Source organism: Nonomuraea mangrovi (assembly GCF_042681425.1).
GTDB classification, from domain to species: domain Bacteria; phylum Actinomycetota; class Actinomycetes; order Streptosporangiales; family Streptosporangiaceae; genus Nonomuraea; species Nonomuraea mangrovi.
In genome coordinates this window covers 133,296-147,057 of sequence record NZ_JBHUFV010000016.1, presented here as the reverse complement: position 1 = coordinate 147,057, position 13,762 = coordinate 133,296, and the positions used below count along the sequence as shown (strand labels likewise).

The window sequence follows — 13,762 nt, the reverse complement described above, 5'->3', positions numbered from 1 at the left end:
CGCCCCTCTCGCGCCCGGCGGCTTCGCCCGCCGGGCGGATCCTGGGTACGTGGTGCCGTGACGCGGAACACGTCCTGGCGTTTCGCGCCGCCGCGCCGTACCAAGGAGGGGAGGGAAAGGAGCCGCAGTGGAGGTCTCGATCGTCGGAGCCGGCCTGGTCGGCTGTCTTCTGGCCTGTTTTCTGGCCAGGAGAGGCCATGAGGTGACGCTGTACGAGCGCCGCCCCGACCCCAGGCTGAGCGGAGCCGAGCGTGGCAGGTCGATCAACCTGGCCATCTCCGAGCGCGGCATCGACGCCCTGAGAAGGCTCGGCCTGGCCGAGGAGGCCCTGTCGGACGCCATCCCGATGCCCGGCAGGATGATGCACGCCGTCGACGGCACCCTGACCTTCCAGTCCTACAGCTCCGACCAGCGGCACGCGATCAACTCCATCAGCCGCGGCGCGCTCAACGGCAAGCTTCTCGACGCCGCCGAGGCGAGCGACGGCGTGCGGGTCAGGTTCGGGCACCGGCTGACCGGGATCGGGGACGGCACGCTGGAGTTCGAGGGCGGCATCGTCGAGAAGGGCCAGCAGGTCGTCATCGGCGCCGACGGCGCCTACAGCGCGGTCAGGGCCAGGCTCCAGCAGATGCCGGGCACGGACTTCAGCCAGGAGTACCTCGACTACGGCTACAAGGAGCTGACGATCCCGCCCAAGCTGGGCGAGTTCGCCTTCGACCCCGGGGCCCTGCACATCTGGCCGAGGGGCCGTTCGATGATGATCGCGCTGCCGAACCCCGACAGGTCGTTCACCTGCACGCTGTTCTGGCCACACGACGCGCTGGCCGCGCTCGACACGCCGGAGAAGGTGCGCGCCCACTTCGGGAAGGAGTATCCCGACGCCGCCGAGGTGATGCCGCACCTGGCCTCCGACTACGCGGGCAACCCCGTCGGGCACCTGGTCACCATGCGCTGCGACCCCTGGTACAGGACCCTGAACGGCACCCTCGTCGGGCTGATCGGCGACGCGGCCCACGCCATCGTCCCCTTCTACGGCCAGGGCGCCAACTGCGGCTTCCAGGACTGCGTCGAGCTCGACAGGTGCCTGGACGAGACGGGCGACGACTTCGCCAGGGCGCTGGAGCTGTTCCAGCGCCGCAAGGCCGACACCGACGTCATCGCCCGCCTCGCGCTGGACAACTTCGTGGAGATGCGCGACAAGGTCGGCTCCAGGGCCTTCCTCGCCCAGAAGCGTGTCGAGCACGCCCTGGAACGGGTGCTCCCCGGCCGCTACGTCTCCCGCTACGAGCTGGTCTCCTTCTCCACCACCCCGTACGCCGAGGTGGAGCGGAGGGTGGCCCGCCAGCGCCGCTGGGCGGGAGCAGCGGCGGCGGGGCTGCTGATCGCGGGGGCCGTCGCATGGAAGAGATCCCGATAAGTCATGATTTAGTGCGTGGTTGGCGCACTTGATCACCGCTATCGGGGCGAGCACCCTCTTCGCACGCTCGCCTACCTCTTCACCGACGACCGTCCCCGGCTCCTGCTCGCCGTCCTCACCGGCTGTCCACGATCAGGAACGCCGACCGCATCGTGGTCATGCGCGACGGGAGGATCGAGGAGATCGGCACGCACGAGGAGCTCATGCGCCTGGACGGCGCCTACGCCTCCCTCGCCTGAACCCCCGCCCGCGCGCGCATCCGACCCCCGCGCGCGGGTCGGCCCCGTTCTCCCCGGCCAGGCGCCTACCCTCAGGTGAGCAGGAACACCTCCCAGCCGTCACCGCGTTCCTCGTCTGCGACGGCGTCGGCGGTCAGGCGGCGAAGCTCGTTCACGTCGATGGGGCACAGTCCCGTGCGCAGCGCGGCCAGGCCGTCGCTCGACTCCACCCCCACCAGCTCCCTCAGCCTGTCGCGGTAGGCGACCCGGTCGTCCAGCGTGACGTCGTGGCCGCGGAACCGCCTGGCCGGATACTCCCGCGCGAGCCGCCTCAGCCCCTTCGCCGCCTCAGGCGTCGGCTCGACGGCGGTCACGACCAGCGGGCCGCTGTCCTTGTGCCACACCGCGTACCACTCGCGCTCGGGCAGCCGCGTCGAGCCCAGGTGGCCGTAGCCGATCCCGAGGACGAGCAGCGGCGCCTTGAGCCCGTAGTACCTGAGCGCCCTGAACGGGTCCCCGCCCGGCCCCGAGCGGACGCCGTGATGCCGGAAGGCGGCCGCGATCCACCCCTCCGCCTCGCACGGCCACTCCTCCTCCACGGCGACGTCCTCGTCCTCGGGCTCGTCCTCGGCCACCGTGTCCCACTCGCGGTCGGGCAGCGGCCCGAGGACCACGAGCTTCGCGCCTTCGGGCAGCTCGAACGGGTCGCCGGTGAGCGCGCCCAGCTCCGAGGGCAGGATCGGATACCACCCTTCGGCGAAGGTCGTCAGATGCGGCTCGCAGTCGACGCCCAGCAGCTCCCGCAGCCGCTCCCGGTACTCCACGAGCTGGTCGACCGTCGGCCGCCGCAGCCCCGTGCCGGCGTACAGGTCGCACAGCCGCCGCATTCCCTCCTCGACCCCCGGTGCGGGCTCGACGACGCTGACGAGGTCCTGCCCGTCGTGCGAGACGGCGATCCACTCCCGCCCCCGCGGCAGCGTCTCGGGCATCCAGAGGTTGCCGACCGCCACCGCCAGGACCGGGAGGTCGATCCCGTAGGCGGCCGGCGGCGCGTACGGCACCCGCATCTCGCCTGGGCCGACGAGGTGCCGCACGCCCAGGGCGTCCAGCTCGGCGATGTGCCCGCGCAGGCCCTCGATGAACTCCGCCGGCACCTGATCCATGTCGGTCACGCGGCGATCATGCCAGAGCTACGGCAGCAGGCCCAGCCGTCGGGCGGCCACCACGGTCTCGTGCCTGTTGTGGGTGCCGAGCTTGCGCATCGCCCCGCGCAGGTAGCTCTTGACCGTCTCTGGTAGCAGCCCCAGCCTCCTGGCGATCTCGGCGTTGCCGCAGCCGAGCCCGACCCACGCCAGCACGTCGAGCTCGCGCGGCGACAGCCGTACCGGAAAGGGGGTGGCGCTCCGGCCGTCTCCGGACAGCCGCGCGCACACCGACAGCAGCCGCTCGCGCAGCTCGGGCTCGGCGACCTCCTGGGCGATCGCGCGCAGCTCGGCGTTGGCCTCGCGCAGGTCCTCCTGGCCCGGCGCCGCCCCGGCGCGTTCGGCCAGGGCGAGCCGCCTGGTCACCTCGTCGCGTACGGCCAGCTCGGTCGCCAGCTCGCCGCCCACCCGCATGGCCACGAGCAGCACCCTGTCGCCGAAGGCGAGCGGCTCCCTGATCGCGCCGTAGAGCACCGCCCGCACCACGGAGTTCACGACGACGGGCACGGCCAGCACCGAGCGCAGCGACTCGGCGAGGACGGGCCGGTCGTACTCGTGGGTGATGTCGGTCGCCGTCGCGTAGTCGCCGACCGCCGCCGGCCTGGCCAGCGAGAGCACCTTGCCACCAAGCCCCGCGCCCGCGTTCACGGCCAGCCCGTGCAGCGCGTTCGTGCGCGTGCCGCGCAGCTGCGACATCCTGATGTGGCGCCGATCCCCGACCATCCCGCCGAAGGCCACCTGCACGCCCGCCGAGCGCTGCAAAATGCTGAGCGCCTGCTGGAGCGCGTCCACCTGCTCGAGCATGTCCCGATCCAACCACCGGCGAGCCCGCCGTACCACCCCTGTTCGGGGGTGGTACGGCCGGGGGCACGGTCGCAGACTGTGAGCATGCAGTCCTACTCCAGCGCCGTCGCGGACACGCCGCTGCTCGGCGAGACGATCGGGCAGAACCTCGAGCGCACGGTCAGCCGTTTCGGAGGCAGGGAGGCGCTCGTCGACGTGCCGACGGGCAGGCGGTGGACCTACACCGAGCTCAACGAGCAGGTGGACGGGCTGGCCAGGTCGCTGCTGGCCAGGGGGATCGCCAAGGGCGACAGGGTGGGCATCTGGGCCCCCAACTGCGCCGAGTGGGTGTTCACGCAGTACGCCACGGCGAAGATCGGCGCGATCCTCGTCAACGTCAACCCCGCCTACCGAGGCCACGAGCTGGAGTACGTCGTCAGGCAGTCGGGCATGCGGCTACTGATCAGCGCCGTCTCCCACAAGACCAGCGACTACCGGAAGATGATCGAGGAGATCGGCTTCGACGAGGTCGTCTACCTCGGCGAGGACAGCTGGGACGCCCTGCTCGCCGAGCGGGCCCCCGCCGAGCGCCTCGCGGAGGTCGAGCTGTCGCCCGACGACCCCATCAACATCCAGTACACCTCGGGCACGACGGGCTTCCCCAAAGGCGCGACGCTGTCGCACCACAACATCCTCAACAACGGCTACTTCGTCGGCGAGCTGATCCACTACACCGAGCACGACAGGGTCTGCCTGCCGGTGCCGTTCTACCACTGCTTCGGCATGGTGATGGGCAACCTCGGCGCCACCTCCCACGGGGCGTGCGTGGTCATCCCCGCCGCGGGCTTCGACCCCGAGGCCACCCTGCGCGCCGTCGAGCAGGAGCGCTGCACCAGCCTGTACGGCGTGCCGACGATGTTCATCGCCGAGCTCGCCATGGCCGGCGGGTTCGACCTGTCCAGCCTGCGCACCGGCATCATGGCCGGCTCGCCGTGCCCGGTCGAGGTCATGAAGCGCGTCGTCGGCGAGATGCACATGACCGAGGTCGCCATCTGCTACGGCATGACCGAGACCTCCCCCGTGTCCACCATGACCAGGGCCGATGACGGCCTGGAGCGCCGCACGGAAACGGTCGGCAGGGTGATGCCGCACGTCGAGGTCAAGATCGTGCACCCGGAGACCGGCCAGACGGTGCCGAGGGGCGAGCCTGGAGAGCTGTGTACCCGCGGCTACTCGGTCATGCTCGGCTACTGGGAGGAACCGGGCAAGACGGCCGAGGCGATCGACTCGGCCCGATGGATGCACACGGGCGATCTGGCCACCATGGACGACGACGGCTACGTGAACGTGGTCGGCCGCATCAAGGACATGGTGATCAGGGGAGGGGAGAACATCTACCCTCGCGAGATCGAGGAGTTCCTCTACCGCCATCCCGACATCGCCGACGTCCAGGTCGTCGGCGTGCCCGACGAGAAGTACGGCGAGGAGTTGATGGCCTGGGTCGTCATGCGCGAGGGCGCGGAGCCGCTGACGGCACAGGTGGTCAGGGAGTTCTGCGCGGGGGAGATCGCCCACTACAAGATCCCGCGCTACGTGCACGTCGTCGACTCCTTCCCGATGACGGTCACCGGCAAGATCAGGAAGGTCGAGATGCGCGAGCGCGCGATCCACCTGCTCGACCTGCGGTGACCATGCCGTGCAGCCCCTGCTTCGCCCCTGCACGGAACCGTGGACGCGTGTGGCCACCATCACGTTGCCTTATTAGAAAACTGTCCAAAAAATGATGACATGGCCGACCTTCCCCGTCTGGCGGTGACGCGAACCGCCAAGCTCGCCACGCTCCCCCTCGGATACGCGGGCCGTACCGCGCTGGGCCTGGGAAAGCGCGCGCTCGGCAGACCCGCCGAGCTGATCGCGACCGAGGTGCAGCTGCGCACCGCCGAGCAGATCTTCAAGGTGCTCGGCGAGCTCAAGGGCGGCGCCATGAAGATGGGGCAGCTGCTGTCGGTGCTGGAGTCGGCCCTGCCGCCCGCGATCGTCGAGCCCTATCGGGCGGCGCTCACCAGATTGCAGGACTCCGCCCCTCCCATGCCGTCGGCCACCGTGCACCGAGTGCTCGCGCAGGACTTCGGGGACGGCTGGCGCGAGTACTTCGCCTCCTTCGACGACCTCCCCGCCGCCTCGGCCTCGATCGGGCAGGTTCACCGCGCGGTCTGGGCCGACGGCAGGCGCGTCGCGGTCAAAGTGCAGTACCCCGGCGCGGCCAGGGCGCTGCGCACCGACCTCCGACAGGTCGGCAGGGTCGCCAAGCTGTTCGGCGTGCTGCTGCCCGGGCTCGACGTGAAGGCGTTCGTCCAGGAGCTCCAGGAACGGGTGGAGGAGGAGCTCGACTACGGCCTGGAGGCCGAGGCATGGCACGCCTTCGCCGAGGAGTACGCCGGCGACCCCGACTTCGCGATCCCTGCGGTGGTCGCCGCCTCCGAGCATGTGATCGTCACCGAGTGGCTGGACGGCATTCCGCTGTCCAGGGTGATCGAGGAAGGCACGCAGGAGGAGCGCGACAGGGCCGCGCTGCTGCTGGTTCGCTTCTCGTTCTCCTCGCCGACCCGCTGCGGCCTGCTGCACGGCGACCCCCACCCCGGCAACTTCAAGGTCACCGAGGACGGACGGCTCGGCGTGCTCGACTTCGGCGCCGTCAAGCGGCTGCCCGGCGGGCACCCGGCGGCGATCGGGCCGCTGCTGCGCTGCGGAGCGGCCGGCGACATCGAGGGCGTGGCCGCGGTGTTCAGGGGCGAGGGTGTGATCCGGGAGGGCGTCGAGGTCGACATGGACGCACTGGCCGCGTTCGTCGCACCGTACGCCGAGCCGATCGCCGCGCAGGAGTTCGCCTTCACCCGCGACTGGATGCGCCAGCGCGGCCTGTACATGTTCAGCGACGGATCGAGCGTCTTCCGGATGCTCAACGTGCCGCCCGACTACGTGGTGAGCTTCCGCGTGCTCACCGCGGGCTACGGCATCCTGTCGCAGCTGGCGGCCAGGGCCCGCTTCCGGGCCGAGGCCGAGCGCTGGATCCCCGGCTTCGCCGACCCGGCCTAAGCGACATTTCCGGTAGGTCTTAGCATGTCGTGATGCTCGAAGTCCTCGGCCTGCTCACGGTCGGCGTCGTGGCCGGCGTGGTCAGTACCGTGGTCAGCCTGGCCTCGATCGTCTCCTATCCCGCGCTGCTCGCCTTCGGCCTGAACCCGCTGGCCGCCAATGTGACCAACACCGTGGCCCTGGTCTTCACCGGCATCGGAGCGGCGGCCGGGTCGAGACCCGAGCTTCAGGGGCAGGGCCCCCTCGTCCTGCGCCTGGGCTGGATCACCGCCCTCGGCGGCGCCGCGGGCGCGCTGCTCCTGCTGATCACGCCCTCGCGGACGTTCGAGACGATCGCACCCTTCCTGATCGCGATCGCCTCCGTTGTGCTCATCCGCCCGCCCGGCATGCGGCCGGGCGGCAACCACAGCAGGCTCACGCGGGTCGCGCTGTTCGCGGTCGCCGTCTACATCGGCTACTTCGGCGCCGCGGGCGGCATTCTCATGTTCGCCGTGCTCACCGCGATCATGGACCAGGCGCCCGCCAGAGTGAACGCGGTCAAGAACGTCGTCTCGGGGCTGGCCAACTGCGTGGCGGCCGTGGGGTTCGCGCTGTTCGGGCCCGTGGCGTGGTGGGCGGTCGCGCCGCTGGCCGCCGGATTCCTGATCGGCGGCCGGCTCGGCCCCTCCCTCGCCCGCCGCCTGCCCGGCAGGTCGCTGCGCTACCTCGCGGCGGCTTGCGGGCTGGCGGTGGCCGTCAAGCTCGGCCTCGACGCGTTCGCCTAGCGCGCGGGCTCCAGCGTGTCGAGGACCCTGAGAGCCTGGTGGTCGGCGCCCCGCCGGTTCGGATGCAGGGGGATCGCGGGCCCGATCGGGTCGGTCGACAGCGGCAGGTAGCCCTCCACCCACTTGACGCCCGGACGCTTGCACACGTCGTGGCCGATGCTGGTGCTGTAGGTGTCGACCAGCTCGACGCCCTTGGCCACCGCCACCCTCGCCAGCATCGCGTTGAGCTCCTCCAGCTTGTCGCCGAGCCATTCGAGGTCGCGGTCGGCGGCTTGGACGTACGGATAGCAGCCGCCCTCCTGCGGCAGTCCGGCCAGGTAGTCGACGAGCAGGACGCGGGCCCGCGGGGAGCGCTGCCTGATCCCGTCGACCACCGCGGCCACCTTGGGCTCGGTCGCGAGGATGGCCTGGGACATGCGGTCGACGCCGCCGCTGACCCACGTGCGCCTGCACGACCTGCCGAGCGGGGCGGGCAGCAGGTTGAGGCAGTCGGCCGCCGCCGAGGCGAGCCTCGCGTCGTTGCCGCCGATGCCCAGCGTCACCAGGTCGGTGCTCGCGCGCAGCCGGTCGAACTGCGGTGGGTTCACGCCGTCGAACAGCCTCTTGACGTGGTTGACGTCCTGCGCGGCCGTCATGTTGGCGGTCGTCGCCCCACCGCAGGTCGCGTCACGGAAGACGGGCACCCTGAGCGCGGCGGCGACCTGCTTCGGATAGTTGTAGGTGCTCTGCGCGCAGCCACGGGGCGCGTGCTCGTCGGTGATGTGGAGGACGGAGACGTCGGCGCTCCACGAGTCGCCGAGCGCGACGTACTCCTGGTAGGCCTGGGTGGGCGCGGTCAGCAGACCGGCGAAAAGGATCAGGGAAGCCAGCACGCGGTCATTGTGGGGAGCGTCACTCCGCGTGCGCAGCCGATTTCACCAAGTCATGGGAGTCGGTACGGCAGACGCGTGCCGTACCGACTCCGCAGGGTCAGGGCTTGTGCTCCTTCAGCAGCTCATGCATCTTCTTGATCTTGGCGATCGACGGCGGTTCGGCCACCGCGGAACTGGTCTTGGCGGCGACCGCCGCGCCGGTCGGCGAGGTGGCCGGCTTGCCCGGTGTGAACAGCCAGGTGTCGAACAGCGCGTCCAGTTGCTTGCCCGAGATCCGCTCGGCCAGCGCCACGAACTCGGAGGTCTCGGCGTTGCCGTGCTCCTTGCTGCGGACCCACGCCCTGATGATGGAGAAGAAGGCCGCGTCGCCGACCTCGGTGCGCAGCGCCTGCAGCGCCATGCCGCCGCGGTAGTAGGTGGCGTTGTGGAAGAGGTCGACCATGCCGGGATCGCCCGGCTTGACCTGCCAGAACGGGTCATCGGCCGGAAGGTCGTTGTAGAAGAAGTCGGCCACCTCGGCGGCCGTGCCCTCGCCCAGCTTCTCCGACCACATCCACTCGGCGTAGGTGGCGAAGCCCTCGTTGAGCCAGATGTGCTTCCAGTCCTTCACCGCGATGCTGTCGCCGAACCACTGGTGGGCGTTCTCGTGCACGACCACGTAGGTGTCGGGGCCGCTGGAGAAGAAGCGAGGGTCGTAGACCGGCTGCGTCTGCGTCTCCAGCGCGAACCCTGGCAGCGCGCTGGTGACCGAGCCGCCCATCGAGTGGAACGGGTAGCGGCCGACCTGGCCGGCGAGCCAGTCGACGATCTGCGGCGTCTGCTCCACCGACTCCTTGGCCGCCGCGTCGTAGCGGCCCAGGTTCTTGCTGTAGGAGGTGGTGACCGGCAGACCGGACGAGGAGCGGCCCGTGCGCACGTCGAGCTGGCCGATGAACAGCGTGGCCAGGTAGGTGGCCATCGGCTTGTCCATCACCCACGTGGAGGTCGTCCGGCCGTTCGACGTCCGTTCCCTGGTCTTGATGCCGTTGCTGACGGCCTGCGTGCCCTGGGGCACGCTGATCGAGATGTCGTAGGTCGCCTTGTCCAGCGGGTGGTCGTTGCTGGGGAACCACCACCACGCCACCTGCGGCTGGCCCAGCGCGAGAGCGCCGTCGGCCGTGGCGATCCACGGGGTGAAGCCGCCTGTCTCGTCGGGCACCGGCACCTTGGACGGGGTGTCGGCGTAGGTCACCTCGACGACGAACGGCGTGCCGCGGGTCAGCGTGTGGGCAGGGGTGATCTCCAGCTCGTGCAGGCCGGATCTGGCGAAGGTGGCCGGCCTGCCGTTGACCTTGACGCTGTCGACCTTGAGCAGGAAGTCGAGGTTGAAGCGGGTCAGGTGCTGGGTGGCACTGGCCAGGATCGTGGCCTTCCCCTGCAGCAGGTCGGTGCCCGGCTGGTAGGAGAGGTTCAGGCGGTAGTGCCTGGCGTCGTAGCCGCCGTTGCCGTGGTTGGGAAAGTAGGAGTCTCCGATGCCCGGAGCACCCGGGCCCTTGTCCGTGGCCGCCGCGGGTGTGGCGAGGAAGAGCGCCGCGGCCGTGCTCATGGCGATGAGGGTGCGTGATCGGATTGATCGCATCATCGCAAATTAACCGAGCGCCGCCACCTCGTCTACGACATTCGGGCCACCCCGGCGAAACGTCGTGAGACCTCCCTCCAGACCGGGACGGCGGCCGGCTCGTCGAGCAGCGCCTGCCTGTGCAATGCGGCCAGGTCGAAGCCCCTGTCGTCCCACTCCATGATCCGTCCGGGCCCCACCTCAGGATGGAACTGCACGCCCCACGCCGTCGCGCCCACCCTGAAGGCCTGGTAGGGGCAGGCCTCCGTCTGCGCCAGCCAGACGGCCTCCTCAGGAAGCTCGACGACCGCGTCCTTGTGGTGCTCGATCGCGGTGACGACCTCGGGCAGTCCGTGGAAGAGCGGGTCGGCGGCCGCCTCGGGACGCAGGGTGATCGGGACGCTGCCGTTCTCCGGCTCGCCCGCGTCGGCCTTCACCAGCCCGCCCGCGACCTCGGCGAGCATCTGCCCGCCCAGGCAGATCCCCAGGTACGGCCTGCCGCCGTCGATCGCCTGACCCACCAGCTCCCTGATCGCGGGCAGCCACGGCGCCCTGACGTCGTCAGAGGGCAGGTAGCCGCCGCCCAGCACGAGCAGCGCGCGCTCGCCCAGGCGGGCGGGCACCTCGGCTCCCTCGAAGGCCCGTACGACCTCCAGCCCGAGACCGTCCTCGGCCAGCCAGTCGCCCACCCTCCTGGGGCCTCCACTGGCGGCGTTCTGCACGATCAGGACTTCACGCATCGTCGTAGGCCTCTCTCATCCGGTCGAGACCGTGCTCGCCGGCGTATCAGGGTGGACATCCAACCGCTCGCGCGGGTCTCTCAGCGAGGCAGGGGCCGGGTCTGGTCGTCGCCCTGGTCCGGTGGCTGGTAGGGGGTGAACGCCGACGGGTAGGACGGCGGCTGCTGGGGCGGCGGGCCGTACGGGGCAGGCGGCACGCCCGGCCGCGGCCTGGCCGCGCGCCACCGGGAGGGGAAGGCCGAGGCGGTCAGCAGCAGCACGCCCAGCACGAACATCAGCCCCACCTGGCCGAGGGTGTCGAAGCCGACCCTGAGCGTGGCCGGCAACAGCTCCATCAGGTTGGCCGGGTACAGCTCGACGATGATCATCATCAGTCCCGCAAGCGTGTACGTCAGGCCGGGCAGCAGAGAGGCGACGGGGGACAGGCGCGAACCTGCGAGGAACCCCAGAGCGATCGCGCACGCCGCGAGAGCCAGAGCTCCCGGCCACGGCATGGTGAACATCCTCAGGGCGAAGACGATCTGGCCGGTTCCGTAGGCCAGGGCGACGGCCAGCAAAGGGGTCAGGAGCAGCCCAGCGACCACTCCGAGGACATGGCGGACAGCGTTGGACATGACGGGAAGTCTAGAACGTCACCGGGTGGATTCCCTGACCACCAGCTCGGGCTGGAACATGATCTGCTGGTGGGCGTGCGTCTCGGGGTTGTCGCACTCGTCCATGAGCAGCTCCGTGGCGACCCTGCCGAGCTGGTACGTCGGCTGCCTGATCGAGCTGAGCGACACGGTGGAGGCGGCGGCGAAGTCGATGTCGTCGTAGCCGATCAGCGACACCTGCTCGGGCACCCGCACACCCGCCTGCAGCAGGCCGCGCAGCAGGCCGAGCGCGAGCAGGTCGTTGGCGCAGAAGACCGCGTCGGGCAGGTCGGCCATGAGCTGCTCGGCGGCCTGCTGCCCGGCCTTCGCGGTCATCGCCGGCATCTCCGTCACGCGCAGCTCGGCGGGGTCGCGCCCGGCGGCGGCGAGCGCTCGTTCCGCCCCCTCGCGCCGCTCCCTGCACTGCCGCATCGTGGCGGGGCCCGCGACGTAGACCAGCCGCTCGGCGCCGCCCTCCAGCAGGTGGGTGGCCGCCATCGAGCCGCCCACCACGTCGTTGACCGACACGGCGCACTGGTCGGGCCGCTCGGCCGGATGGTCGACGAGCACCACGCTGATGCCGCGTGAGCGCAGCCGTTCGAGGCGGCGCGAGTCGTCGTCGGACGGCGTGATGAGCACGCCGCGAACCCGCTGCTCGGCGAAGACGAGCAGGTTGCGCTCCTCCTTCGACCTGCTGCCCGAGGAGTTGCCGAGGATCACCGCGTAGCCGCGCTCGCTGGCCAGGTCCTCGACCCCCGCGGCCACGTCGGTGAAGAAGGGGTTGCCGATGTCGATCACCGACAGGCCGATCGTGCGGCTGTGGCCCGCCCTCAGCGTCGAGGCCGAACCGTGGCGGACGAAGCCCAGCTCGCGGATCACCTGCTCGACCCTGCTGCGCGTGGAGCCCGCGACCTTCTCGGGGCGGTTGAGGACGTTCGACACCGTGCCCGGCGACACCCCTGCCCTGGCGGCGACCTCCTTGATGCTGACAGTCTCAGCCAAGCCCGCCTCCAGGGTGGTAGGTGCGCAGCGGCTGGCTGCGCCGTACTAGCTCGCGCGGGTCGGCGGCCAGCCCCATGGCGCGGGCCTGCACCAGGACGTTGCCCAGGGCCGCGGCCTCCACCGGGCCCGCCACCACGGGCAGGCCCGTGGCGTCGGCCGTCAGCTGGCACAGCAGCGCGTTGCGGGCGCCGCCTCCGACGATGTGCACGACCTCGATCTCCCGTCCGCTCAGCCGCGCGGCGTCGCCGACGGCTCTGCGATAGGCGAGGGCGAGGCTTTCCAGGATGCATCGTACGGCCTGCGCCCTGCTCCCAGGCGAGGGCTGCCCCGTGCGCGCGCAGTAGGCGTCGATGCGCGCGGGCATGTCACCCGGCGGCAGGAAGCCGGGATCGTCGGGATCGATCACCATCCGGTACGGCTCGGCCAGCGCGGCGGCCCGCAGCAGGCCGTCCAGGTCGCTCTCGCCCCACACGCGCATGCACTCCTGCAGGATCCACAGGCCCATGACGTTGCGCAGATAGCGGATGGTGCCGTCCACGCCCGCCTCGTTGGTGAAGTTGGCGGCCATGCTGTCGCCGGTCAGCACGGGCTCGTCCAGCTCGACGCCGACCAGCGACCAGGTGCCGCAGGAGATGTAGGCGAAGCCGGGGGTCTGCGCGGGCACGGCGACGACGGCCGAGGCGGTGTCGTGGGAGGCGACCCGCGTGACGACGCCGCCGTGCCCGACCTCGCGCCCGACGTCCGCGTTCAGCGGGCCCACGACGGTCCCCGGCACTGATATTTCCGGAAATATGCGCATCGGCAGCCCGAGCTCGGCGATCAGCGGCCGCGCCCAGTCCCTGCCTCTGACGTCGAACAGGCCGGTCGTGGAGGCGTTGGTCAGCTCGGCGCCCTTGACCCCCGTCAGCCAGTAGGTCAGCAGGTCCGGGATCATGAGCAGCGTCTCGGCGTGGCCGAGGCGGCTCTCGAGCAGTTGGTAGAGCGTGTTGAACGGCAGGAACTGCAGGCCGTTCACCTGGTAGCCGTCGGCGCCGAGGCGCTCGGTGTAGCGGGCGGTGCGCGCGTCCCTGTAGTGGACGGGGTTGCCGATGAGCCCGCCCCGGTCGTCGAGCAGGCCGTAGTCGACCGCCCACGAGTCGATGCCGATCGAGTCGGCCTCGCCCGCCTTCCGCAGCCCTTCGAGCATGTCCTGGTAGAGGGCGAGGACGTCCCAGTGGAGGGTGCCCGCGACGGTGACGGGACGGTTGGGGAAGCGGTGCACCTCGACGAGTTCCACCCGGTCGGCCGTGACCTCGGCGCGCATGACCCGGCCGCTGGAGGCACCGAGGTCGACAGCTGTGAATCGCATGGTGTGATTAAAACGTACAAACCGCTTTGCGGGCACTCTCGTTGACGTATCCGTTCTGGTCGGCCTAGGTTGCGTTAAAACGTTTCGGTTT

12 protein-coding genes are annotated in these 13,762 nt (G+C 70.5%); 4 read left to right on the top strand and 8 right to left on the bottom strand.

The genetic code is table 11. The features are described 5' to 3' along the window. The first annotated feature begins 127 nt into the window (after positions 1-127). On the top strand, positions 128-1,417 hold the full coding sequence (locus ACFSKW_RS10830; protein WP_379571807.1) for an FAD-dependent oxidoreductase: 1,290 nt from the start codon (positions 128-130) through the stop codon (positions 1,415-1,417). Between the two features lie 310 nt (positions 1,418-1,727). Here ACFSKW_RS10830 and ACFSKW_RS10825 read toward each other — a convergent pair whose 3' ends face one another. After that, entirely contained in the window at positions 1,728-2,807 is a 1,080-nt protein-coding gene (locus tag ACFSKW_RS10825; protein ID WP_379571805.1) for a hypothetical protein, read from the bottom strand. 18 nt (positions 2,808-2,825) lie between these two features. Beyond that, positions 2,826-3,641 carry a helix-turn-helix transcriptional regulator gene (locus tag ACFSKW_RS10820; protein WP_379571803.1) on the bottom strand — a complete coding sequence of 272 codons (816 nt, stop codon included), beginning with the start codon at positions 3,639-3,641 and terminating at the stop codon, positions 2,826-2,828. An 84-nt stretch (positions 3,642-3,725) separates the two neighbouring features. Here ACFSKW_RS10820 and ACFSKW_RS10815 point away from each other — a divergent pair, with 84 nt between their 5' ends. The 3 genes from ACFSKW_RS10815 (at position 3,726) to ACFSKW_RS10805 (ending at position 7,480) form a co-directional block, all read left to right on the top strand. Beyond that, complete coding sequence (locus ACFSKW_RS10815) at positions 3,726-5,309, top strand: AMP-binding protein (RefSeq protein WP_379571801.1); 1,584 nt, start codon at positions 3,726-3,728, stop codon at positions 5,307-5,309. Between the two features lie 99 nt (positions 5,310-5,408). Further along, complete coding sequence (locus ACFSKW_RS10810; RefSeq protein WP_379571799.1) at positions 5,409-6,716, top strand: ABC1 kinase family protein; 1,308 nt, start codon at positions 5,409-5,411, stop codon at positions 6,714-6,716. A 32-nt stretch (positions 6,717-6,748) separates the two neighbouring features. Beyond that, the gene (locus ACFSKW_RS10805) at positions 6,749-7,480 is read left to right on the top strand and encodes a sulfite exporter TauE/SafE family protein (protein WP_379571797.1); all 732 of its coding nucleotides are present in this window, start codon (positions 6,749-6,751) and stop codon (positions 7,478-7,480) included. Here the strand turns inward: ACFSKW_RS10805 and ACFSKW_RS10800 are convergent. The 6 genes from ACFSKW_RS10800 to ACFSKW_RS10775 all read right to left on the bottom strand — a co-directional run bounded on the left by ACFSKW_RS10800 (position 7,477) and on the right by ACFSKW_RS10775 (position 13,671). Beyond that, on the bottom strand, positions 7,477-8,352 hold the full coding sequence (locus ACFSKW_RS10800; RefSeq protein WP_379571795.1) for an SGNH/GDSL hydrolase family protein: 876 nt from the start codon (positions 8,350-8,352) through the stop codon (positions 7,477-7,479). The genes ACFSKW_RS10805 and ACFSKW_RS10800 overlap by 4 nt on opposite strands. Positions 8,353-8,449: 97 nt before the next feature. Further along, on the bottom strand, positions 8,450-9,937 hold the full coding sequence (locus ACFSKW_RS10795; protein ID WP_379571793.1) for a M1 family metallopeptidase: 1,488 nt from the start codon (positions 9,935-9,937) through the stop codon (positions 8,450-8,452). Positions 9,938-10,002: 65 nt separating this feature from the next. Further along, positions 10,003-10,689 (bottom strand): type 1 glutamine amidotransferase, encoded by a 687-nt coding sequence (locus tag ACFSKW_RS10790; RefSeq protein ID WP_379571791.1) that lies wholly within the window; start codon positions 10,687-10,689, stop codon positions 10,003-10,005. Positions 10,690-10,769: 80 nt separating this feature from the next. Beyond that, the gene (locus ACFSKW_RS10785; RefSeq protein ID WP_379571789.1) at positions 10,770-11,303 is read right to left on the bottom strand and encodes a hypothetical protein; all 534 of its coding nucleotides are present in this window, start codon (positions 11,301-11,303) and stop codon (positions 10,770-10,772) included. An 18-nt stretch (positions 11,304-11,321) separates the two neighbouring features. Continuing rightward, positions 11,322-12,323 carry a LacI family DNA-binding transcriptional regulator gene (locus ACFSKW_RS10780; RefSeq protein ID WP_379571787.1) on the bottom strand — a complete coding sequence of 334 codons (1,002 nt, stop codon included), beginning with the start codon at positions 12,321-12,323 and terminating at the stop codon, positions 11,322-11,324. Then, positions 12,316-13,671 (bottom strand): rhamnulokinase, encoded by a 1,356-nt coding sequence (locus ACFSKW_RS10775; RefSeq protein WP_379571786.1) that lies wholly within the window; start codon positions 13,669-13,671, stop codon positions 12,316-12,318. Before ACFSKW_RS10775 ends, ACFSKW_RS10780 begins: the two co-directional genes overlap by 8 nt. Between the last annotated feature and the right edge of the window lie 91 nt (positions 13,672-13,762).